The following is a 21,924-nucleotide window of genomic DNA, read 5'->3' as shown; positions in this document are numbered from 1 at the left end:
AATAAAAGCCCGGAGGCATGGTGGACAACTATAACAAGCTCTTTATCGACGGCCGTTGGCAGCAGCCTGCCGGCGCCGACCATCTCGAAGTCATCAATCCCGCGACCGAAACCTGTATCGCCCGCGTGCCGAAAGGTAGCGCTGAAGATGTAGACCGCGCCGTGCGCGCCGCCCGCAGCGCCTTTGAAGATTGGTCCAGTAAATCCAGTGACGATCGCCGGGCGATACTGCTGCGTATCGCCGACCTGATGGAGGCGCGCAAGGCCGACCTCACCGCGGCCGTCTCCGCCAGCATGGGTTGCCCGCAACACATCGCCACCTGGCTGCAGGTGGACGGGCCCATCGAAGCGATGCGTCTGTTCGCCGAGCACACCGGTATCACCGAGCAAATAAATGAGGCCGGCCACTCGCTGGTGTGGCGCGAAGCTGTCGGAGTCTGCGCGTTTATCAATCCCTGGAATTACCCGTTACATCAGTTCGTTGGCAAGGTCGGCGCGGCGCTCGCCGCCGGCTGCACCATGGTGGTCAAACCCTCCGAGCAGACGCCGCTGCAGGATTTCCTGATGGCCGAGATTATGCTCGAGGCGGGTCTGCCGAACGGTGTCTTCAATCTGGTATCCGGGCGCGGCGCCGAGGTAGGGCAGGCGCTGTGTGAACACCCGCAGGTGGACATGGTGTCCTTCACCGGCTCCACCCGCGCCGGTGTGGAAATTGCCAAGGCCGCCGCGCCGACCGTCAAGCGGGTTACCCAGGAACTCGGCGGTAAATCCCCCTACATCATTACCGCAGACGCAGACCTGGCGGCGGCGGTGCGGTACGGCGTCGACGACGTGATGATCAATAGCGGCCAGACCTGCACAGCGCTGACCCGCATGCTGGTGCCGGTTGAGCGCACTGACGAAGTGGCGGAGCTGATCCGCGCGCGGGTGGAAGAGATTTCCGTGGGCGCCGGCGAGGACGCCTTTATGGGACCGGTATCGTCGCTGCGCCAGTGGCAGCAGGTGCAGGACTACATCGGTATCGGCCTCGAAGAGGGCGCCACGCTGCTGTGCGGCGGACCCGGCAAGCCGGACGGACACACCACCGGTTACTACGTGCAGCCCACGGTCTTTACCGACGTGCGCAACGATATGCGCATCGCCCGTGAAGAGATATTCGGACCGGTACTGTGTGTGATTCCATACTCGGACCTCGACGAGGCGGTGGCCATCGCCAACGACTCCCCCTACGGCCTCTCGTCCGGCGTCCATGCCGCCACCGAACAGGATGCGCTGGCCATTGCACGCCGCATTCGCGCCGGCCTGTGTTTCGTCAACGGCGGCGAGTTTAATTACCGCGCGCCCTTCGGCGGTTACAAGCAGAGCGGTAACGGCCGCGAATTCTCGGCCCATGGGGTGGAGGAATTCACCGAAATCAAATCGGTGCAGCTAGGCAAACCGGCCGAGTAATACCGGGTAAAAAATCGAGCGACAGGCGATCAATAACAATAGTCAACACGGGAGGTCACCGTGACAGAGCTTGCAGCAATTAAAAAGAACCTCGGCAAGCGGGATATGATCCTGTTTACCGTCTCCGCAATTTTGCTCGTGGACACCCTGGCCGCCACCGCGGCCATCGGCACTTCGAGTATTTTCTGGTGGCTGTTTCTGGGGGTGTTTTTCTTCGTACCTTTCGCGCTGGTATCAGCGGAGCTGGGTTGCACTTACCCGGAACAGGGCGGCATCTACGCCTGGGTACGCGATGCCTTTGGTGGCCGCTGGGGCTCGCGTATCAGCTGGAGCTACTGGGTCAACGTGGCCATCTGGATGCCGGCGATCTTTATCCTGTTTGCCGGTGTGGCGAAACAGCTGTTTTTTCCACAGATGACGGTCGCCCACCAGATCGCCATCGGCATAGTGCTGACCTGGATCGCGGTGGCCGCCAATGTGGTGACCCTGAATGTGGGCAAGTGGGTACCGAACATCGGCGCGATCTTTAAAGTTCTTATTTTCCTGTCGATCATTGTCGGTGCCGGCTATTACGCCGCTGACAACGGTCTCGCCAACCCGATATCCCTCGCCAGCATCAAGCCCGACTGGGGCAGCAGTCTGCAGTACCTGCCGGCGATAATCTACGGCATGCTCGGCTTCGAACTGATCAGCGCCAGCAGTGAAGAGATGCGCAATCCGCGGCGGGATGTACCACTGTCGATTCTGGTTTCCGGCATAGTGATTCTCGTTCTCTACACCCTCGGCACCGCCGCGATACTGGCGGCAATCCCGGCAGCCGATATCGATCTGGTGGAAGGCTTGGTGGATACCCTGCGACTCTTCTTCGGTGGCTCAAGCGCGGGCGAAGCCTTCGTCGTACTACTGGGGCTTGCTGCACTCTATACGTTTTTCTCCAACGGTGTGACCTGGGCTATCGGTGGCAACCGTGCAGCGGCGGAAGCAGCAGAAGAGGGCGAACTGCCGCGGGCCTTTGCCCTGAAGAGCGAGACCCGCAATACGCCGGTTGGCGCCGCGGTACTGATGGGGGTGGCGAGTACGCTGATCCTGCTGCTGTACGGATTCCTGGTGAATTCCAATGAGGATCTTTTTTGGTCCCTGTTTGCGTTCAGTGGTGTGATATTTTTATTGCCCTATATCGGCATGTTCCTGGCCTTCCTGAAAATGCGCCGCATCGATGGTTCACGTCCACGACCTTTTGCCGTGCCCGGCGGTGATGCGGTGGCTGCGATACTTACGCTTTTCTGTGTGGCAGTGCTGGTAATCTGTATCGTTCTATTCACTTATACCCCTGGTGAGGGAATCCAGTGGCCGGTGTTGATCGGTTCGGTGATCACCGTTTTGCTGGGCGAGGTGGCAATCCTATGGGCGGAAAAACAGAATAGGGCAGAAATTTCTCCGGCCGTCTGTTGATTTAATTCTTTGCCAATCAGTCAAATTCATTGCCCCGCAGCCGGTTAAGGTTGCGGGGATTTTTGCGTTCCCTGCCGAAAATCTAATTTCGAATTTCAATTCGGTTTTCTCACCCCATCAGGTGATAGCTGCCGCGCGCGACAATTTTTATATTCCTCTCAACGATAAAAGTAATAACGACGAAGAGGAAATGACATGCGTTCGCCAACTGAAACAAGCCTGTTCTGTTTCGACAAGAAAATTCTGACCGCTGCCATTGCCGGGGCCCTGTTTTCCGGACTGGGTTTTTCCGCGGCTTCTCACGCTAACCAGATCGAGGAAGTGAGTGTTACCGCGCAGAAGCGCGAGCAATCCGTAAACGATATCGGCGTTTCTGCCAGCGCCTTCGGTGGCGAACAGATGGAAAACCTGGGCATAGATAGTGCCGTAGACTTGGGGGCACACACACCCGGCCTGGTTACTGTCAATTCCACCTCTGGCGGCACCCCGATCTTCGCCATCCGCGGTATCGGCCTCGATGATTTCAGCCCCAACAACAGCAGCGGTGTGGGTATCTATACCGACGAAGTCTTCGCTAGCAACCCGGCATTTCTCGGCGGCCAGCTGTTCGATATTGAGCGTGTGGAAGTTTTGAAGGGCCCTCAGGGCACCCTGTACGGAAAGAATACCACCGGCGGTGCGATCAATTTTATTACCCGCAAGCCCACCAGTGAGTTCGAAGCCTACGTGGACGCCGGTATCGGCAACTACAACGCCAGGGAGTTGACCGGTGTAGTCAGTGGCGAGGTGGCAGGTGAGGTACTCGGTCGTGTCAGCGTGCAAATGTCCAAGGCCGACGGTTGGCAGGAAGATGTGGAGACGGGGCGAGAGTTCGGCGGTACTGATCGCGCGGCTGCGCGTGGCCAACTGATCTTCCCGTTTGCCGGCAACGGCGAAGCCATCGCCAAAGTCTATTTCACCTCCGACAAATCCACGCCGGTATCGCCGCAGGTTAGCGGTCTGGCCGAATCTTTTGGTGATCCGTCTTTCGCGGCGCTCAACTCCGCCGAGGATGTCACTCGTGTGAGTGTGGGGAATCTGGATGTCGGCCGCGACGAGTCTGGTCACGGTGCGTCCCTGAACCTGAGTTACGGATTCGAGAACTTCGATTTTGTCTCCATCAGCGCCGTGGACAGCTACGAGCGCGAAGTGGTGGATAACTACGGAGGTTCCGCCGCCGCAATTCTGGACCTGTACCAGGACAACAACATCAGCCAGTGGTCGCAGGAATTCCGTGTGATCAGTACCGGCGATGGCCCTGTCACCTGGATTGCCGGCATCAATATTTCCGAAGACGAAGTGGACGTGACGGACCGCTTCGACGATTCCTTCTTCGTGACAGATTCCGTGGCCAGCACTTTTGTACTGAATCCGGCGGACGTGCCGGTACAGGGCTGGGATCTCCTCACTGCCTCCTACGAACAGGTGACCAAATCCTACGGTGCCTACCTGCATACCGAAACCGCGCTCAACGACTCCCTGAACCTGATCGCTGGCGTCCGCTACAGCAGTGACAAGCGCAGCTTCGATGGCATCTCCACCAACCACGATGACGTCTATTCGTTTAACGACACCGTCGCAGAACTACATGACAGCAGCAGCGAAAGCGCGCTGACCGGCAAGCTCGGCCTCGACTGGCAGCTGAACGACGATCTGCTGCTCTACGCCAACGTGGCCAACAGTTACAAGGGTGGCGCCTACTACGGTGCGGCGATTCTCGACGATGTCAGCTGGGCCTATGTGGAGCCGGAGCAAGTAATGTCCTACGAGGCCGGTTTCAAGGCGACACTGTTCGATGCCTCTCTGCAATTGAACGGTGCCGTGTTCAGTCTCGACTACACGGATCGCCAGTCATTGGTAACCATCATCGTCGACGACTTCAGCAACTACCTGCAGTTCCCGGTCGCGGATACCACCCTGGTCAATGTGCCGGAATCCAAGACCCAGGGCTTCGAACTGGACATGCAGTGGCTGCCCACCGACAACCTGACACTGATGGCCGGCCTCGCCTATCTAGACAGTGAAGTGACCCGTGCGCCTACCACCGCAGGCATGCGCGGCATCCAGGCCGATCCCAGCGTCAACGGCATGGCCGACGGCGTGAGCCAGCCTTTTGTGGATGCATTGGCCGCGCCTTTACCGGCAGGTGCCGCGCTGTCGCAGTCGCCGGAGTGGAGCTACAACGGCCTCGCCGCTTACGATCTGGCCATCGGCAACGACCTGAACCTGCGCCTGCAAACCAGCTACAGCCACAGCGACGAAATGACGGCCCAGCTGGCGGATGCCAATGCGCTGTCCGGACCGGTCAGTTCCTGGGATGCCGAGGCCGCCCTGAGCGACGCTGCCGAACAGTGGCGCTTCAGTGCCTGGGTGAAAAACATCGGTGACGAAGACGGGGAAACCTATGCGTTTTCCAGCTTCGCCGGCCGCTCCTTCTATCGCCAGATGCCCACTACCTACGGCGTATCGGTCAAGTACAGCTTCTACTAATCCGCGCCGACGGTTCAATGATGATGTGAGGTAATCATGTGTGAAGAACAGATCAGGGCGCAGGCATTAGAGGCGCTAGAGGACACTACGTTTTTTCCCTACTGGCTGGATTCATCCGAACGGCCGGCGGAGGAGCCGGCGCTTGCGCGCGATGTGCGCTGCAGTCTGCTGATTGTCGGCGGTGGCTTCACCGGCCTGTGGGCGGCGGTACAGGCCAAGGAGGCAGATCCGCAGCGGGAGGTGATTCTGATCGAGGCCAACAGTATCGCAATCGGCGCCTCCGGGCGCCCGGCGGCGATCCTGTCCACATCGGTGATGCACGGTCTCGAAAACGCGCAAAGGCTGTACCCGGAAGATATGGAGGTACTGGAACAGCTGGGCAAGGAGAATCTCGACGGCTTTCGCGCAACCATCGAACGCTACGGTATTGATTGCGATCTTGAGTGGGGCGGTGAGCTGACCGTAGCTGTGGGGCCGGAGGGAATTCCGGATATCGAAAAGGAATATAAACTCTACCGCCGCTACGGTCACGATGCGCACCTGCTCGATGAAGCGGCCATTCGCCGGGAGATTAGCTCGCCGCTATTTAGTGGCGGCCTCTGGTCAAAAAAACGCAGCGGCACCGTGCACCCGGCCAAGCTTGCCTGGGGACTCAAGCGTGTGGCGCAAGAGCTTGGTGTGGCAATCTTTGAGAACACACCCATGCTGCGCAATCGCAAGAAAAGAGGCGGTGTGTTTGTGCAAACTCCCGACGGCAGCATTCACGCCGACAAGGTATTACTGGCCACCAATGCCTTTGCGGACGGCAGCAAAAAAATTCGTCGTCGGGTCACGGCGATTCGCGACCGCATCGTTGTGACCGAGCCGCTGACCGCGGAACAGATGGAATCGATTGGCTGGAAGAACCGCCAGGGAATCTACGATACGCGTACCCAGCTCAACTACATGCGACTGACGGCGGACAACCGCATATTGTTTGGTGGCCGCCTGGCGTACTTCTTTGGAGACAATACTGATCCGGAGCAGGACAAGACTCCAGAGCCCTATGTACGGCTGGTCGACAATTTTTATCGCACCTTCCCGATGTTGCGCGGTATCCGCTTTACCCACGCCTGGAGTGGTCCCATCGCCCTGACAACGCGCATGGCGGTACACTACCAACATTACCACGGCGGCAGGATGTTATATGCGGGTGGCTATTCCGGTTTCGGCGTCACCGCGACGCGTTTCGGCGCGCGCGTGGGCCTGGCAATTCTCGACGATAAAAATGTGCCGGAGAGAACACTAAAATTTGCCAGTTCCCAGCCCAATTATATTCCGCCGGAACCCTTCCGCTGGCTGGGGGCACAGATCACCATGTATGCCCTGGATACGCTGGATGAAAAGGGCGGTTGGCGCGTACCGTGGATTCGCATGGTAGAGCGCATGGGTTTCCCGGTCACGCAAAAGTAATCCACCTGTTGCCTATCTTTCCCCGCAATCCCTATTGCGGGGTTTTTTTATTCAGGATTTCAGCTCGCCTGATCCAGGCTTACCAGCGGATCCTTGTCGGATTCGGAGTGATGGCGCAATGCGCTGATGAACAGATAGAAGAGCTCTGACTGTGAAGTGATATCGAGCTTGGAGTAGATATGCTTGCGGTGGGTCTTGATGGTGTCGACACTCGCATCCAGCCTTTCCGCCATCGACTTGATTGAATGGCCCCGCATGGTCATATGCAGGACTTCGCATTCGCGCTTTGTCAGGATGGAATTGCCGAAATTTTCCAGGGCGCTGTCGAGGCGATTGCCGAAGGTGTCAGTTTCCGCGCGGTCGCGATCCAGTATCCACTTGCGCAACACGCTTTTTACCAGCGGAAACAGTGAGCGCAGCAGGGTGACTTCATCCGTCGAAAATCTTCCTCCGTGCAGGTCCGCCGCACGCCCGATCGACAGGCTGGCAACAGTGCCGTCCTCACCCTGAACCAGGTAGCAGGCCTCGTCGCTGAGGTTTGCCTCACTGTAATAGACGCGAAAGTACTCCGTCTGATCGAAGGCATCGGGGGCCACTTCACGCAGCAGAAACAGGCCATCACTGGATTCGTCAATCGCGGTGCGAAAGAAGGGATCGAGCAGGTAGGCTCCGTCGATATAGCGGCCGACCTGAGCACTGGGTTTCTCGTTGGCAAGCAGGCGGTGGTGGGTAACCTGCGGAGTGGATTTTTTCGGGTAGAGGATGGCCATACTGCTGTTGCCGTGCACCAGCGCTTCCACCCCTTTCAGCAGTTCGTAGATGCTCTCTGAGTCAGATTCACTTTCGAATATCCTGGCAACAGTCTGATGCCAGTTTGCGAGATTGCTGCCAGTAATCATCTTTATTATTCGGTCATTAAAATCCGTCCCCAGTCCGGGGTACATGGTCTGCAATAGTATCAAAAATTGGCGTTTCTGCGGATTATTTGCGCGGCATTCCTACCGGCTCGGCGCCCACCTCGGTGAATCTCCTGCCCGCAAAATCCAACGTGCCGGCTTGTAAAAAAAATTACTAATTAACGGTGCAGTTGAAGTAAATTCAACTTGTTTTCGACGCAATGATCGTCATTCCCATTGCGTAGTGACCAGTATTCTCAGTACGTTCGAGGGTAAGGGCAGGGCGGGATCGATTGTCTGTTGGAGGTGGAGGCGGCTCCGACAGCCGGCAGGGATTTCCTGCGGCTGACAGAGCGCGACTTCGACCAGGCGAATCAGTAGTAAATGGTGAAATCCAACCCAAAGTTGCGCGGCATTTGCCTGTAAACGGCGCGTCCACCTTCGGTGCTCGTGAATGAATAAGTGGAGGCGCTGTTGTCCTGCAGATTGTCGGCCCAGAATGCCACTTCCCACTGCTCCGACGGTGGCGCGAGGCTCGCGCGCAAGCCGAGGTTTTCCACTTCGCCGTACAGGGCCTGGGGGTCGGCCAGACTCGCGTATTGTTCGTCGGTCCAGGAGTACTGGAGCTGAGCGGCAACCAGGTAATCCGCGATCGCCCGCTCATAGCGCGCGATTGTGTTGTAGGACCACTGCGGTGCCTGAGCCAGATCTGCACCCTCTTCGATGGGCAGTAATAGCGTCAAGCCGCGAATATCGGCGGGGGCCTTGGAGACTTCGCCATCGATATAGGAAATACCGGCGCGGATATCCAGCGCCTCGGTTGGCAGCCAGCGCAATTCCAGTTCCCCGCCTGAGATCTGCGACTCTTCGATATTCCCCAGCGTGGCAAAGACCGAGCCCGGAATTGTCGGGTCTTCGACGATGACAAGCGACTGTCGGTTATCGTAATCGTAACGATAGTAGGCACCATTCAGCTGCATACTGCCATCCAGCAATGTACCCTTGAAGCCCAGTTCGTAGGATATGACTTCTTCCGGATCGATATAGGCCAGCGCTGCGGCCGCACCTGCGGGGGCGCCGTAGAAGAGGCCTGCCTTGTAGCTGGTGGCGGCGCTGCCATACAGCAACCAGTCCTCATTCAGCGTGTAGTCCAGCCCCAGTTTGCCGGAGACGTTGTCTTCGCTGCGGTCGTCGACCAGTGCTGTAATGGTGGTTTCGGGCACCGGCTCCGCGGCACCTTCGAACAACGCATTCCAGCCGTCGACATCTACCGAGCCGCCGGCAAAGTCCCGTTTATCACTGGAATAACGCAGTCCGGCGGTCAACATCAGCTGATCAGACAGGTCGGTCTCCGTATGCAGGTAGGCCCCAAGGGATTTGGTGTTTTGCACATAGTCCGAGGCGATACGGGCAATATCCACTAAACCTGGCCCGAGGATGCCATCGTACAGGTCCGCGACGTTAGCCGTCGTAACCGCTGATACTTCGTCCTTTGAAAACACCAGTCCAGTCACCCAGTGGAAACCGTCCGCACCGTTGGAAGTGAGGCGCAGTTCCTGGGAGTAGACTTCGAATTCGTCTGTAAAACTAAAATCGCCGGTGGCGATTGCGACCCCCTCGTAATTGTCTATCGTTTCGCGCTGGTAAAGGTCCGCCGCAGAGATGGAGGTCAGGGTAAAGGCTTCGAAATCCACAGTCACGGTCGCCGATCCGCCGTAGCCCTGCTCGTCGCGACCGACGTTCAGGTCGCCGACGCGCACAGCTCGGGGATCGGAGGAGGTCACCCCGAATGTGCCGGCCGGCAGCCCGAACACAGCATCGATTGTGGTATTTTGTGGTGATACAGGCGTACCCTGGTCGTCGCTGTAATGGAGATTGAGCAGTAGTTCGGCGTTGTCTGCCAATTCGAAACTGGTGAGTGAGCGCGCTGCGAACTGGTCTGTATCGCCGAACTCGCGGCCGGTATCAATATCTTTTTGCCAGCCGTCTCCGCGGCTGGCGGACAGCGCCAGACGACTGTTTACCCCGTCGGTAAGCGATCCGCCCACTGCGCCTTCCACCTGGTAAGTATTCCAGCGCGACAGCCCCGCAGTGATATACCCCTCTGTCTCGCCCGAGGGTTTGACCGATACATAGTTAATGGCGCCGCCGGTGGTATTCTTTCCATACAGCGTCCCTTGCGGCCCCTTGAGTACTTCGATCCGCTCAACATCAAACAACTGGCCGTTCAGAAAAACCGGGTAGGCTGCGAGTACTTCATCAATATAGACACCGACGCCACTGGTGTTATTGCTGTTGAAATCGTCCAGGCCGATGCCGCGAATGGCAAAGATGGGTGTGCCGCTGGAAGTCGCGTTAGTGGTGGACAACCCGGGCGTGTGAGCCGCTATATCCTGTGCCTTCTGAAAGCCGAGTTCCTGAATATCGTTGCCGCCAAAGGCGGTGACGGTGACGCCGATATCGGCTGCGGATTGGGCACGCTTTTGCGCTGTGACCATCACTTCTTCAATTTGCGTAGTGCTTTCTGCCAGCGCTGACAGAGGTAGGCAGCCGGCGATAGCGCTTGCCAGTAGGGCAGGTTTAAAGGGTGTCATCTGAAGATCCTCTCTTTATTTTTATTGGAATTGTGTTGCCCGCAGGAATTCATTCAGTAAATCTCCGGGTGTCACGGGCTTAAATTTGTTGTTATTGGAGTCTGTACTTGCTGTTACTGCTCTCGTGCTGCAGTCTGTTGGGTGCTGCTCCGGTACACTGCACCGCCGGCTATGAAGGTGCTTTCCACCTGCATCTGTAGTAGGTCCAGGTTCATCTTTTCTGGTAACGGACGATCCAGAATCACAAAATCGGCCCATTTACCTTTACTGATGCTGCCCACTTCCTTTTGCCAGCCGCTGAGCGCTGCGCCCTGTTGCGTCATTGCGTACAGGGCTTCGTCAAACGTCAGCGCCTGGTCGGAGTACCAGCCGCCTTTGGGAGTCCCGTCCAAGCTCTGGCGAGTCACCGCAGCATGAATCTGAGCCAGGGGATTGGCAGGGGAGGTGGGCCAGTCACTGCTGAGGGCTAACTTGCCACCATTGTCGAGAATCTTGCGCCATACATAGGCGAGCGAACTGCGATTTTTGCCGATGCGTTGCACTATATAGGGATCTATGGTGCCGACGGCGTGTTGTGGCTGCATCGAGGCCACTACATTCAGTTGTTCGAACCGCGGCAGGTCACCGGGCTGTATGACTTCAATGTGCTCTATGCGGTTGGGCAGGTCGCTTTTTACCGGCGACTGCTCGAAAGCATCCAGGGCGGCGTGAACGGCTTTGTCGCCGATAGCGTGCAGGGCGACCGGAATATTTTCGCTATTGGCGATATGAACTATGTCGTTGATGTGGGATGGCTCGATAAAGAATTTGCCCCGTTCGCCGGGTGCGTCACTGTAGTCACTTGCCAGTGCCGCAGTGCGACTGGACAGAACTCCGTCAGTTAAGCCCTTGAAGTAGCCGAACTCCAGTCGCGGTCCGGTTTGTCGAAACTGGGCGGCGTGCTTGTTGAATGTTCGGTAGAACGGCAGCAATTGCTCTACTTCTTCGCCGCTGTTTACCATGACGCCATACCACATGCGCAGCGGGAACTCTCCTGCTTCAACTAGCTCCATCAGGTCTTCCAGTTCCCGGACGCTGCGCCCCATGTTGTGCATGCCGGTGATGCCGAGACTGTTCATGTGGGTGATGGCTTCGCGCCAGATTTTTTCGCGCTCGGATTTTACTGGAACAAAAGCGTCGGAATCCCACACGATAAACGCAGCGGTTTCTTTCAGGATCCCGGTGGGTTTGCCGGTTTCGGGGTCTTTTACGATTTCACCGCCGGGGGGGTTGGGGGTATCGGCGGTTATATTGAATTTCTCTAAGACCCTGCTGTTGACCCACATGGTGTGGTGATCGATATCGCCCAGTGCTACCAGGTGGTTGGGGGCGATGGCATCCAGCTGCTCAGCCGTGGGAAATTCGCCACCGGCGGCATTGTGGTCCCAGCCCCCGCCGATTATCCAGCCACCGTCCGGTACCTCTGTAGCCTTGGCCTTGACCCGCTCGATCCAGGACGGGATATAGTTGAGGCCCACCAGATTTACGCCGCGACTCATCTCGTACCAGGAAAACAGGTGGAAGTGACCGTCGATAATGCCGGGAATTACTGTCTTTCCTGCTAGGTCCACCAGTTCGGTATTTTCATCGGCCAGAGAGCGGATGGCTGCGTTGCTGCCCACCGCGGAGAACCTGCCGTCTTCAATGGCAAACGCCTGCGCTGCCGGGGAAGCCAAATCCGCGGTGTGAATGTCGCCGTTAAACCAGATGCGTTCCGGCGCGGCATGGGCAAAGCCTGCCAGGATTGCAGCACTCAAGAAAATGGGAATGTGGAGCGAGGTGGTCGACTGGGTGCGCCGCCGACGAAAGGTTGTGGCCATAGAACTTCTCCTACCGCATTGGCGGGGTATTACGGGAAGTTTTCAGGCTATCAGGAGCCGTGATTTGGTAGTTTTGCCAACAGCCGCAAAAGTTTTTCTTACCGCTCGATCATGATTTTCTGGAATGCTTTTGGAGTGATTCCGAACTGGCGCTTGAAAGCGGTTACGAAATTGCAGGAGTGCTCGTAGCCAATTTCCCAGGCCACCTGACTCACATTCAGGGTCGAGTCGCTCAACAACTGCTGGGCGTGCTGCATGCGGATGCGGGCCACATAAGCCCCGATGGATTCGCCGTACATCCACTTGAAGCACTGTTTTAAACGGCTCTTGCCCACGCCGAGCGTTTGTCCCAGTTCTTCGAGTGACGGCGGGTTTTGCCAGCTTTCCTGCAGGATCTTCCGCGCTTTTTGCATTTGCCGCTGTTCCCGGTCGGACAACTTGGCGGTCTGCTGTCGATCCTGCTCGAGCACTGAGCGTATGGCCAGACACAGGAGCTCGGTAGTCTTGGCTTCCAGATACGCGCGATTGACGGCGTCAGGCCTGTCGCCCTTGAGCAGCTCTCGCAGGGCCTGGATCAGCTCCGGTGTCATGGCGAAGACCTCGCCGGTGCTGGAGGTTCCGCGCAGAGAAGCCTGGATTATTTCGGGCAGTTCGCTCGTTGGCAGATCAAAAGGCGGGCGCAACAGGATGGCGGGATCCAGCATCAGCAGCACAAGCAGGTAATCATCTCCCTGAGCGCAAGTGTCATTGACAATCTGTGGGTTGTCGCAATAGGAAAGCAATTGCGTACCTTCGTGCAGCCGGTAGCACTCACCGTCTTCCATTTCCACGGTATTGGTACCGGCCAGTTTAAAGGCGAAGGTCAGTCGCTTGCCGGGATCGGCGGCCGCAACCGGTTGGTCGGTGCGGCTAACCAGATCCAGGACCCGCAGCAGGACACCGGATGAAAACTGATACAGCGTTTCCTTGCCGAGCTCCAGCTCATTGTCGCGGCGAATATAGTAGTGTCCCGCACCCAGTTCAAAGCGACCGAAATCCGTGAAGGGCAGATTTTCGTTATCCGGACCGCTGTCGCCAGGCCTGCATTTCAAGTCCATCTGGGCCTCTGGCGAATTTTGCTGACTGATAGGTGGAGACTGTTCATCGAGTTTTGGTCAATAACATGAAGCATTATTTTCGTCTGTCCGAGACTACCCACAATCCGGTACTGGCCGCTATCCCCTATTTAGGGGATACGGCCCGACGCGCCGCGGGAACAACCGGTCATGGCCTGGCGTGACCTTGGGTTGCTTGCAGGCCGGTTTCTTTCCGAGGGCGTGTCAAAGGTTCGCCTTTCACTTGCCAAAGGAGAACCGGGTCATTACTCTTGCGCCCGAGCTGGCCGGACAATCGCTGTCGCTTAGGCGGTGGAGGAAAGTCCGGGCTCCATAGGGTGGGACGCCAGGTAACGCCTGGGGGGCGCGAGCCTACGGAAAGTGCAGCAGAGAGTAGACCGCCGATGGCTTCTTCGGAAGCACAGGTAAGGGTGAAAGGGTGCGGTAAGAGCGCACCGCGCGGCTGGTAACAGTCCGCGGCATGGTAAACCCCGTCCGGAGCAAGACCAAATAGGCCCTCTATAGGTGTGACCCGCACTGAGGGCGGGTAGGTCGCTTGAGGTGTCTGGTGACAGGCATCCCAGATGAATGATTGTCCTCGACAGAACCCGGCTTACAGGCCAGCTCAACAAATTCAAAAAGTTCAGGTTTTTCAGGGAGTTACGGGCGTCCGCCTCCTTGGAGAGCCTGACCTTGGTACAGAATCTGGTACAAACTGACTGGCGCTACCTGCTCCTTCGTGGCGCTACCTACTACTTCCTCTTCCCCGCTCCGTCTCATGTGCGGAGCTGACTTTCTCCTTCCCGGGCGAGATACGGTCCCATCTTGAGACAGCCCCTTGCTTCGGGTCAGGGCCCTGGTCGGCAAGAAACTTCCCCCTTCTTGTTGACCGGTGCGCAGAGGGCAAAAAGCGGAATCTGCCTTAGACAATATTGCGCGGTGTACGCCTTTCCATAACGTATTCAATGGTGGCTACTACCCAAAGATGCACAGCGGTTAATACTAGTATTGAATCCCGGTCGTGAATAAACCACTGAGATGAAAACAATGAAAGCGCAACTACAATTCTCAGATAATGACCAAGTCTACTGGCTTGGACAGTCGGTCCAATAATATCCGCGGCCCAATAAATAATTGCTGACACCAATAAATACAACGCTACCGAAATAGGGAGGACACTTGAAACGAACATGTTTGTATATATTTGATGCCCACGAATCAATTGAAATTCAACACCGACGCCTGCGAAAATTAATGCGCAGGTGAGAAAGAAGTGAGATCCGGTCCAGATAAAATAGCGCGTAATCACCGTCTCCTTGGCAAGGTTTTCGATTGCTGGCACGTCTAGGCGATCGAAATAGGTCCATGCAATGGCGGATACTATAAAGACTCCGACAGCAATGCGCCAAAGTAACTCCAAAGACGGGCCCTGAAGTGCTGCGCCTTGAATAAGGCCAATAAAAGACTCGCCGAGAATCAATATCATGAAAAGCCCGATTCGCTCAGGCAAATGCGATGTATGCGGCGGGAATGATTTGATTAATGACGCCCCGAAAAAAGGTGAGGAGAGTTCGACGATAAATCCGCATAGAAATCCATAAAGCTGTATCTGGGGCGGCAGGGTCAGGGATGCAAACCAAATTGATAGTCCTATTCCGTGGAACAATACGAAATAATTTACAAAAGGTCGCGCATAGTGCAGAAGCCGTCCTGCACGCCAAAGAGAAGTTAGCTGTAAAATACGGATGACTATGTAACAAGCTACACAGAGCGTTAGGTTTTTTTCCAGTCCTTCGTATATAAGTACGCCACCCATAATAATAAATATGAGCTGCACAAAGAGGAAGAATCTTGACGGGCGATCCTCTCGCACGTGAAATCTGGTGGAGTACCAAAGCTGATTCATCCAGCACCACCAAATTGGCCCGAAGGCCAGTATTAAGTTGAATGCCCCGTTAAAACTTGGTTGCTCTATGAGTAGGTGTGCTGCCTGGGAAACAACTACGACATAAGCGAGGTCGTAGAAAAGTTCACCCCAATCGGCTTGTCGGTGGCCGCGATCCAAGAGAGGGAATCTCAGTTGCTTACCCGGGTTATCAGTTTTTAGACTCATGGGGCTGGCGGCTAATTTTCTTGGGCGTATATTCGGGAAGAGTGTAGTTGAAGCGCCCCCAGTCTGTGGCTCGAAAATACCTCGGTTTCAGCGAGTTTCTACATGGCGAGGAGCCGTCTAGCAAACCGGGGGCGATTCATAATGTTGAGTTTAGATGTTTTCGGGGAGCAGCCGGGGAGAGGGTAGCTCCCCGGCGTGATGTTTTCGAGTTTAGTCCGAGAGTGCTGACTGATCGCTGACCACTGGCTCGGGTAGGCTCTGCGTCGCGATATTTAACAAGCCCTTGACTACCTGCCAGGCGACCGCCACGGCACCGACGATAAATACCACGTCGCCGATGGTGCGGATCCAGCGCAATGTCTGCAGCAGGTCTCCCTGCATAAAGCTCTCGCTGCGTGCATACCAGAGTCCCTCAGAGGCGCTGGCGACAAACTGGATGATGCCGACCGGCAGCAGGCTGGTGAACAGCATCAGTACCAGGCCACCGTTGAGCCACCAGAAGGCGGTTTTCATCAGCTTCTCGTCGAAGATCATCTGCGGACGGATATAGCGCAGCACCAGCAGCGTGAAGCCTAGCGCCAGGAAACCGTACACACCGAACAACGCCGCGTGCGCATGGGTGGCAGTGGTGTTCAGCCCCTGCACGTAGTACAGAGAAATTGGCGGGTTGATGGAGAAGCCCAGTACACCGGCGCCGAGCATGTTCCAGAAGGCCACGGCGACGAAGAACAGCAGCGGCCACTTGACCTGCTGCATCCAGGCGGCGCGGTTCTTCAGGCGGTAGTGTTCCCAGGCCTCATGTCCGAGGACGATCAGCGGTACGACTTCCAGCGCACTGAAGGTGGCGCCGACCGCCATCACCGGTGTGGTGGTGCCGGAGAAGTACAGGTGGTGGAAAGTACCCGGTACGCCGCCGAGCATGAACAGCGATGCGGAACCCAGTGAGGCAATGGTTGCCATGCGCTTGGATACCAGACCCATGCTGCAGAAGATGAAAGCCAGCGCCGTGGTGGCGAAGACCTCGAAGAAGCCCTCCACCCACAGGTGCACGATCCACCAGCGCCAGTATTCCATGATGGAAATATGGGTCTTCTCACCGTAGAAGAATCCGGCACCGTAAAAGAGGCCGATCGCGATGACCGACGCGGTCAGCAGCGCGAGCAGGTGCTTATCACCTGGTTGGCGCAGGGCGGGCACTATCGCGCGCAACATCAGCACCAACCAGAAGGCGACGCCGGTAAATTTGCCGATCTGCCACAGGCGGCCCAGGTCGACGTACTCGTAACCCTGGTGGCCGAGCCAGAAGCTCCATTCCGGCGGCATTATCTGGGCGATTGCCAGGTAGTTGCCGATGAAGGAGCCGGCAACGACGGCCACCAGGGCCCAGAACAGTATGTCGACGCCGAGTTTCTGGAATTTCGGGTCCTTGCCGCCGTTGATGATCGGTGCCAGGAAGAGGCCGGCGGCGAGGAAACCGGTGGCGATCCAGAACAGCGCCGACTGGATATGCCAGGTGCGTACCAGGCTGTACGGGAACCACTTGGACGTCTCCAGGCCGTAGAAGGACTGGCCCTCGACCGTATAGTGCGCGGTAAAGCCGCCGAGGAACACCTGGAACGTGAATAGGGCAACGACAATAAACAGGTACTTGCCCAGGGCTTTTTGCGACGGGGTCAGATTAAAGGTGGTCAGCGGATCCCGCGCGGGTGCCGCCGGCTCCTTCTCATCCTCGTTGCGCATAAAAGACCAGGCCCACACCAGGCCGCCGATACCGGCAATCAGCAGTACCACACTGACAATCGACCACACGACATTCTCGGCGGTGGGCACATTGCCGATCAGTGGTTCATGAGGCCAGTTGTTGGTATAGGTGGCGCCCCCGGGTTCCCGCTCGGTTGCCGCGGCCCAGGCGGTCCAGAAGAAGAACTCGGTCAGGCGGTCGCGGCGTTCCGCACTCGGCAGGGTAGCCTCTTTCATCGCATAGCTGCTGCGGGTGGACTGCAGCTCCGGCGCATCGCCGAACAGCTTGTGGTAATAATCGGCCGTGGCCCGGATCGCCTGTACGCGGCGCTCGCTCAGGACCAGTGCATCGGCGTCCTTATTGAAGTTGTTCTTCCGGTAGGCCTTTTTGAGCTGAAACTGCAACGCGTTCTGCTGCTCGGCATCCAGCTCGGCATAGGGTTTGCCGTAGTTATCCTGGGCGGCGAGATCCAGCCAGGCGACCAGTTCGCGGTGCAGCCAGTCGGCGGTCCAGTCCGGTGCCTGGTAGGCGCCGTGCCCCCAGATGGAGCCGAGCTGCATGCCGCCGACCGACTGCCAGGCGCTCTGGCCGTCGAGGATGCTGTCCCTGGTCATCAGCACGGCGCCGTCTTCCGACATGACCTGCGCCGGTATCGGTGGTGCTACCCGATAGACTTCTTTACCGAAGTAGCCCAGCAGACCGAAAGTGACAGCCAGCACGGCTATCAGTGTCCACCAGAGCTTGTAGTACTTGCTCATGATTCCCCCTTCTTATGCCGCGAGATTGCGTGCAAACAAAATGTTGTTTTCGAGCTGGATGTGCTTCTCCAGATCGGCCTTGAAACTGCGCAAGCCGGCATACAGCGCACGCCAGCTGTTGCAGGCATCCTCCGGTGTGGTAATGCCATCGGTCAGCTCGTCGATCCTGGCGATCGCCGCCGCATGTTCGTCGTGCTCATGCAGCATCACCTGGATGGGGCCGCCAGCCATGGCGCCCTGTCCGTGGGCCAGCATCGGGAACAGGATCTGCTCCTCTTTCTGCATGTGCTGTTCGAGCTCCGCGGCCATGTGGCGCAGGTGCTCGGCCAGCCCGCGGGGGCAATCCGGCTTGCCGTAGTGAGTGTTCTCGACGCGCTCCGCCAGGCGGTGTAGTTCCGCCAGTTGCTCACGGTGTACCTGGTGGAAGCGCTCGAGCAGGTGCTCGATCAGTTCGCCGTCGCTGGCTTCGCGCCAGTCCCTGCTGTCATCAGCCCGACCGGTCAGCTCGAGCAGCGCTGCCAGAATCTGCTGCTGGTTGAGATGTGCATTCGCAATGGCTGTCCGCAGGGTTTTCTCGCCCCCGCTGCAGAAGCTCAAGCCGTGGCGGTTGAAAACGGCGGTCGCGCCGGGTATTTCCCGGGCCAGCCGGGCTAGAGGAAGGTCTAATAGGTCCATGTTGTCTCCCGTTGCCCCGAGGGGCTAAGTTTGAACACAGCGATAAGTGTTTGAACGTACAAAGAGGTATATGAAATGCATCTTTATGGGCGGGATTGTACTCCCGGCACCAATAAGATGTAAACTGTATGCATGTTAATAAGTTGCTGGTCTGGTTGATGGAGAGAGGTATGTCATTCGGTGGCGGGCGCAAGAACCGATATCGGCACCTTTACCTGCTGTTGGCCTGGTGCTGTCTGCTGCTCGCTGTGCTGGGGGCGATACTGCCCCTGTTGCCGGTTACACCATTTTTGCTGTCCAGCCTGTGGTTGAGCGTCAAGGCCGAGTCTGGTTTGGCCGATTGGCTGCTGAACCACCGCAGGTTCGGGCCACCAATTCGGCAGTGGCAGCGGGAGCGCAGCCTGTCCCTGGCGACCAAGCGGCTGGTCGTCGCAATGCTGCTCGCCAACTGGGTGGTATTGCTGCTTATTGGTGCCGGCCCCGCGGTGCTGGCGCTCACAGGGCTTGTCTTCTGTGGGGTAATACTATTTATCTGCCGTATCCCGACCGCGGCCCGGGATCGGGCGGCAGGTGCGGTCAGCAATCGCCGCAAGCTGGCGACTGAACAGGAATAAACATGCATATCACTCGATACACCGATTACTCGCTACGCGTCTTGATTTACCTGGCGGTTAACAATGAGGGGCTCTGCACCATCAGCGATATCGCCAAGAGTTACGACATCTCCAAGAATCACCTGATGAAAATCGTTCAGGACCTGAACGCCAAAGGCTATCTGCAGGCGATTCGCGGAAAAAATGGCGGTGTCAGGCTGAACACCGAGCCGAGCGATATCAACATCGGTAAGCTGGTTCGTGAACTAGAGAACGAGAGCAAGTTGGTCGAGTGCTTTGGCGGTAACAACCAGTGCGTGATTACGCCAACCTGTCAGCTGAAGCAGATATTTGCCAAGGCGATGGAAAGCTTCTTCTCGACCCTGGACGCCTACACGCTGGCGGATCTCGTCGGTGGCAGGCAAAAGTCGGAGTTGGCGGAATTGCTGACGATAAAGGACGCCTCCTGACCGTAATCGCCAGTGTCTGCTGCCGCGGGCGGCCGACTGTATACAGATGGCGAGCATGATCCTCTCGCCTTCCGGCTCACTTGTTCCGCTCAAATTTTCACCAGTTTGCAGGCGGCGCATGACAGAGGCATCATTTTGTCGAAGTTTGTGCCAATCACTGTTGGTGTCCGCTAACATTTTTCGTTTCAATCTTTTCCCTTCAGAAGTTAAAGTAATCTCTCACCTTCGAAGAGTAAGTGCTTGCTTCGTTTTGTAATTGTGGTGCCGCAAAACGTCCTCTCTTTCATCTTTCTCCTCTGCAGCCCGCGAAATTACTGGGTTTTCGCGCTGGATTAGCGTTGATTTCCTTGACTTTGTGCGGTCCAGATTTATAGTGTCGGCAGTGGGGAAAAGTGGAAATTTGTGGAGATTGGTGGTTCATCCGTGGTTGTGAGTGGGTATTTACACCGCGCGGATGAAAATTGCGCAAAGTTTCCCCCCATAAGAGATCGATAAAGAGCAGCTCGATAAAAAACACACAGCACCAGCAGGTGCATAAAAAGCGCACACGAATATCCAGTGTATTTAGGCAGCCACGCAATCAATATGGACGCTAAAGGGCGTCTGGCCATTCCGGCGCGGGTCCGTGACACGCTGCTGGAAGACTGCGCTGGCCGCCTGGTTGTCACTGCCCATACCGAGGAGCGCTGCCTGCTGGTTTATCCAGAACCCCAGTGGCAGGAAATTCTTCCAAAAATTGAAGCACTGTCCAGCTTTAACAAAGTGGCGCGCCGCGCCCAGCGGCTGTTGATCGGTTATGCCTGTGAGTTGCAGGTGGACGGCAACGGCCGTGTACTGATTCCGCCGACCCTGCGCGAATACGCCGGCCTGGAAAAGAAGTTGATGCTGGTTGGGCAGGGCAAAAAATTGGAGTTGTGGAGCGAGGACCGCTGGATGGCCTGGCTCGACGACAGTGAGGGTGAGGGTGAGATGCCGGAAGAGATGGCGTCCCTCTCTTTATAAGGAGAACACAGGGTGTCTCAAGAACTGCATCGCAGTGTGTTGTTGCGCGAGGCCGTGGACGCCCTGGTCACCGACCCGGGCGGCTTTTATATAGACGGTACTTTCGGTCGCGGCGGTCACAGCGCGGCGATTCTGGAGCGGTTGAACGAAGATGGCCGCCTCGTGGGGGTGGACAAGGATCCGCAGGCGATAGCTTACGCGCGCGAGCGCTTTGCCAATGAGAAGCGCTTTTCGATCTGGCACGGCTCCTTCGCCGATATGGATATGGCCGCAGCGGATAGGGCCGGTCAGGTGACCGGCATATTGCTGGATCTGGGAGTTTCTTCTCCACAGCTGGATCAGGCCGAGCGTGGCTTCAGTTTTATGCAGGACGGCCCGCTGGATATGCGCATGGACACCAGCCGCGGCATCAGTGCGGCGGAGTGGGTCAACACGGAAGCGGAAGCGGAGCTGGCGCGGGTGTTCAAGGAGTACGGCGAGGAGCGTTTCGCCCGCCGTATGGCCGGCGCCATAGTGCGGCGCCGGGCGGAGAAGCCGTTCGAGCGCACGCTGGATCTGGCGGAAGTGGTCAAGGCCGCCAATCCCGCCTGGGAAAAGGGCAAGCATCCGGCTACCCGCGTTTTTCAGGCGATCCGTATTCATGTCAACGGTGAGCTGGACGACCTGCAGCAGGCACTGGACAAATCGGTACAGCTGCTGGCCCCCGGCGGCCGGCTAGTGGTGATCAGCTTCCACTCACTGGAAGACCGCATCGTGAAGCGTTTTATTCGTGACAAGGAACGCGGCCCGAAGCTGCCGCGCGGGCTGCCAGTGATGGACAGCCAGATCGTCAAGACGCTGCGCTCCGTCGGCAAGGCGGTCAAGGCCGACACGGTGGAAGTGGATGAGAACCTGCGCTCACGCAGTGCGGTAATGCGCGTCGCGGAGAAGCTGGGTTGAGCGGGAAAAGGATACTTGTGGTGGCGCTGCTGTGGCTTGCCACCATCGCCTCGGCCCTGGCAGTGGTGCAGACCACCCAGCGTAGCCGGGAGCTGACGGCACAACTGGTGCAGGCGCAAAAGACCCGCGACGAGTTGCGCTACGAGCAGGAGCGGTTACTGCTCGAAAAGGGGGCCTGGTCCGCCTACAGCCGCATCGAGAAAGTGGCGCGGGAAGAGCTGAATATGCATGTACCGGCACCGGATGAGCGGGTGCTGGTGACGACAGAATAACGTTAACGAATATATCGAATAAGTCTCACAGGGACTT

General features: G+C 57.3%; 16 protein-coding genes and 1 other RNA gene. 10 read left to right on the top strand and 7 right to left on the bottom strand.

The genetic code is table 11. From position 1 onward, the window contains the following. Window positions 1–20: 20 nt before the first annotated feature. The 4 genes from BLW36_RS06270 to BLW36_RS06255 all read left to right on the top strand — a co-directional run bounded on the left by BLW36_RS06270 (window position 21) and on the right by BLW36_RS06255 (window position 6,881). Window positions 21–1,448 (top strand): aldehyde dehydrogenase family protein, encoded by a 1,428-nt coding sequence (locus tag BLW36_RS06270; protein ID WP_091386999.1) that lies wholly within the window; start codon window positions 21–23, stop codon window positions 1,446–1,448. Between the two features lie 60 nt (window positions 1,449–1,508). After that, complete coding sequence (locus BLW36_RS06265) at window positions 1,509–2,900, top strand: APC family permease (RefSeq protein WP_244506147.1); 1,392 nt, start codon at window positions 1,509–1,511, stop codon at window positions 2,898–2,900. Window positions 2,901–3,095: 195 nt separating this feature from the next. Further along, window positions 3,096–5,429 carry a TonB-dependent receptor gene (locus tag BLW36_RS06260; RefSeq protein ID WP_091386211.1) on the top strand — a complete coding sequence of 778 codons (2,334 nt, stop codon included), beginning with the start codon at window positions 3,096–3,098 and terminating at the stop codon, window positions 5,427–5,429. A 36-nt stretch (window positions 5,430–5,465) separates the two neighbouring features. Then, window positions 5,466–6,881 carry an NAD(P)/FAD-dependent oxidoreductase gene (locus BLW36_RS06255; protein ID WP_211567141.1) on the top strand — a complete coding sequence of 472 codons (1,416 nt, stop codon included), beginning with the start codon at window positions 5,466–5,468 and terminating at the stop codon, window positions 6,879–6,881. Window positions 6,882–6,940: 59 nt separating this feature from the next. On the opposite strand, the gene BLW36_RS06250 is transcribed toward BLW36_RS06255, so the two are convergent. The 4 genes from BLW36_RS06250 to BLW36_RS06235 all read right to left on the bottom strand — a co-directional run bounded on the left by BLW36_RS06250 (window position 6,941) and on the right by BLW36_RS06235 (window position 13,327). Further along, a complete protein-coding gene (locus BLW36_RS06250; RefSeq protein WP_170833138.1) occupies window positions 6,941–7,780 on the bottom strand; it encodes a helix-turn-helix transcriptional regulator in 840 nt (279 codons plus the stop codon). Between the two features lie 371 nt (window positions 7,781–8,151). After that, on the bottom strand, window positions 8,152–10,275 hold the full coding sequence (locus BLW36_RS06245) for a TonB-dependent receptor (protein WP_170833137.1): 2,124 nt from the start codon (window positions 10,273–10,275) through the stop codon (window positions 8,152–8,154). A 209-nt stretch (window positions 10,276–10,484) separates the two neighbouring features. Next, window positions 10,485–12,230: an amidohydrolase gene (locus tag BLW36_RS06240; protein WP_091386203.1), complete on the bottom strand. Its 1,746-nt coding sequence runs from the start codon at window positions 12,228–12,230 to the stop codon at window positions 10,485–10,487. Window positions 12,231–12,328: 98 nt separating this feature from the next. Further along, complete coding sequence (locus BLW36_RS06235) at window positions 12,329–13,327, bottom strand: helix-turn-helix transcriptional regulator (protein WP_091386201.1); 999 nt, start codon at window positions 13,325–13,327, stop codon at window positions 12,329–12,331. Window positions 13,328–13,603: 276 nt separating this feature from the next. Between BLW36_RS06235 and rnpB the strand changes: the two genes are divergently transcribed. Further along, an RNA gene (gene rnpB, locus BLW36_RS06230) (RNase P RNA component class A) lies at window positions 13,604–13,956 on the top strand. Window positions 13,957–14,246: 290 nt separating this feature from the next. Here the strand turns inward: rnpB and BLW36_RS06225 are convergent. The 3 genes from BLW36_RS06225 to ytfE all read right to left on the bottom strand — a co-directional run bounded on the left by BLW36_RS06225 (window position 14,247) and on the right by ytfE (window position 18,611). Continuing rightward, window positions 14,247–15,437, bottom strand: coding sequence for a low temperature requirement protein A (locus BLW36_RS06225; RefSeq protein ID WP_091386199.1), 1,191 nt, complete (start codon window positions 15,435–15,437; stop codon window positions 14,247–14,249). Between the two features lie 210 nt (window positions 15,438–15,647). Then, window positions 15,648–17,936: a nitric-oxide reductase large subunit gene (locus tag BLW36_RS06220; protein ID WP_091386198.1), complete on the bottom strand. Its 2,289-nt coding sequence runs from the start codon at window positions 17,934–17,936 to the stop codon at window positions 15,648–15,650. A gap of 12 nt (window positions 17,937–17,948) precedes the next feature. Then, the gene (gene ytfE / locus BLW36_RS06215; protein ID WP_091386195.1) at window positions 17,949–18,611 is read right to left on the bottom strand and encodes an iron-sulfur cluster repair protein YtfE; all 663 of its coding nucleotides are present in this window, start codon (window positions 18,609–18,611) and stop codon (window positions 17,949–17,951) included. Window positions 18,612–18,739: 128 nt separating this feature from the next. On the opposite strand from ytfE, the gene BLW36_RS06210 reads away from it, so the two are divergent. The 5 genes from BLW36_RS06210 to ftsL all read left to right on the top strand — a co-directional run bounded on the left by BLW36_RS06210 (window position 18,740) and on the right by ftsL (window position 21,887). Then, window positions 18,740–19,225, top strand: coding sequence for a YbaN family protein (locus BLW36_RS06210; protein WP_091386193.1), 486 nt, complete (start codon window positions 18,740–18,742; stop codon window positions 19,223–19,225). A gap of 2 nt (window positions 19,226–19,227) precedes the next feature. Continuing rightward, window positions 19,228–19,674 carry an RrF2 family transcriptional regulator gene (locus tag BLW36_RS06205; protein ID WP_091386191.1) on the top strand — a complete coding sequence of 149 codons (447 nt, stop codon included), beginning with the start codon at window positions 19,228–19,230 and terminating at the stop codon, window positions 19,672–19,674. 558 nt (window positions 19,675–20,232) lie between these two features. Further along, window positions 20,233–20,676, top strand: a complete 444-nt coding sequence (gene mraZ / locus BLW36_RS06200) for a division/cell wall cluster transcriptional repressor MraZ (protein ID WP_091386189.1) — start codon at window positions 20,233–20,235, stop codon at window positions 20,674–20,676. Window positions 20,677–20,688: 12 nt separating this feature from the next. Further along, a complete protein-coding gene (gene rsmH / locus BLW36_RS06195) occupies window positions 20,689–21,615 on the top strand; it encodes a 16S rRNA (cytosine(1402)-N(4))-methyltransferase RsmH (RefSeq protein WP_091386187.1) in 927 nt (308 codons plus the stop codon). A 20-nt stretch (window positions 21,616–21,635) separates the two neighbouring features. Then, on the top strand, window positions 21,636–21,887 hold the full coding sequence (ftsL, locus tag BLW36_RS06190; protein ID WP_244506146.1) for a cell division protein FtsL: 252 nt from the start codon (window positions 21,636–21,638) through the stop codon (window positions 21,885–21,887). Window positions 21,888–21,924: the final 37 nt, after the last annotated feature.

The organism is Microbulbifer marinus (assembly GCF_900107725.1).
In the GTDB taxonomy this organism is placed as follows: Bacteria; Pseudomonadota; Gammaproteobacteria; order Pseudomonadales; family Cellvibrionaceae; genus Microbulbifer; species Microbulbifer marinus.
This window is presented reverse-complemented; position numbering and strand designations above follow the sequence as displayed.

What these genes read in the sequence shown, in the direction of transcription:
- BLW36_RS06260 (WP_091386211.1), top strand. Translation starts at nt 3,096, where the DNA reads ATGCGTTCGCCAACTGAAACAAGCCTGTTCTGTTTCGACAAGAAAATT.
- BLW36_RS06255 (WP_211567141.1), top strand. Translation starts at nt 5,466, where the DNA reads ATGTGTGAAGAACAGATCAGGGCGCAGGCATTAGAGGCGCTAGAGGAC.
- BLW36_RS06250 (WP_170833138.1), bottom strand. Translation starts at nt 7,780, where the DNA reads ATGATTACTGGCAGCAATCTCGCAAACTGGCATCAGACTGTTGCCAGG.
- BLW36_RS06245 (WP_170833137.1), bottom strand. Translation starts at nt 10,275, where the DNA reads ATGGTCACAGCGCAAAAGCGTGCCCAATCCGCAGCCGATATCGGCGTC.
- BLW36_RS06240 (WP_091386203.1), bottom strand. Translation starts at nt 12,230, where the DNA reads ATGGCCACAACCTTTCGTCGGCGGCGCACCCAGTCGACCACCTCGCTC.
- BLW36_RS06235 (WP_091386201.1), bottom strand. Translation starts at nt 13,327, where the DNA reads ATGGACTTGAAATGCAGGCCTGGCGACAGCGGTCCGGATAACGAAAAT.
- BLW36_RS06225 (WP_091386199.1), bottom strand. Translation starts at nt 15,437, where the DNA reads ATGAGTCTAAAAACTGATAACCCGGGTAAGCAACTGAGATTCCCTCTC.
- BLW36_RS06220 (WP_091386198.1), bottom strand. Translation starts at nt 17,936, where the DNA reads ATGAGCAAGTACTACAAGCTCTGGTGGACACTGATAGCCGTGCTGGCT.
- ytfE (WP_091386195.1), bottom strand. Translation starts at nt 18,611, where the DNA reads ATGGACCTATTAGACCTTCCTCTAGCCCGGCTGGCCCGGGAAATACCC.
- BLW36_RS06210 (WP_091386193.1), top strand. Translation starts at nt 18,740, where the DNA reads ATGCATGTTAATAAGTTGCTGGTCTGGTTGATGGAGAGAGGTATGTCA.
- BLW36_RS06205 (WP_091386191.1), top strand. Translation starts at nt 19,228, where the DNA reads ATGCATATCACTCGATACACCGATTACTCGCTACGCGTCTTGATTTAC.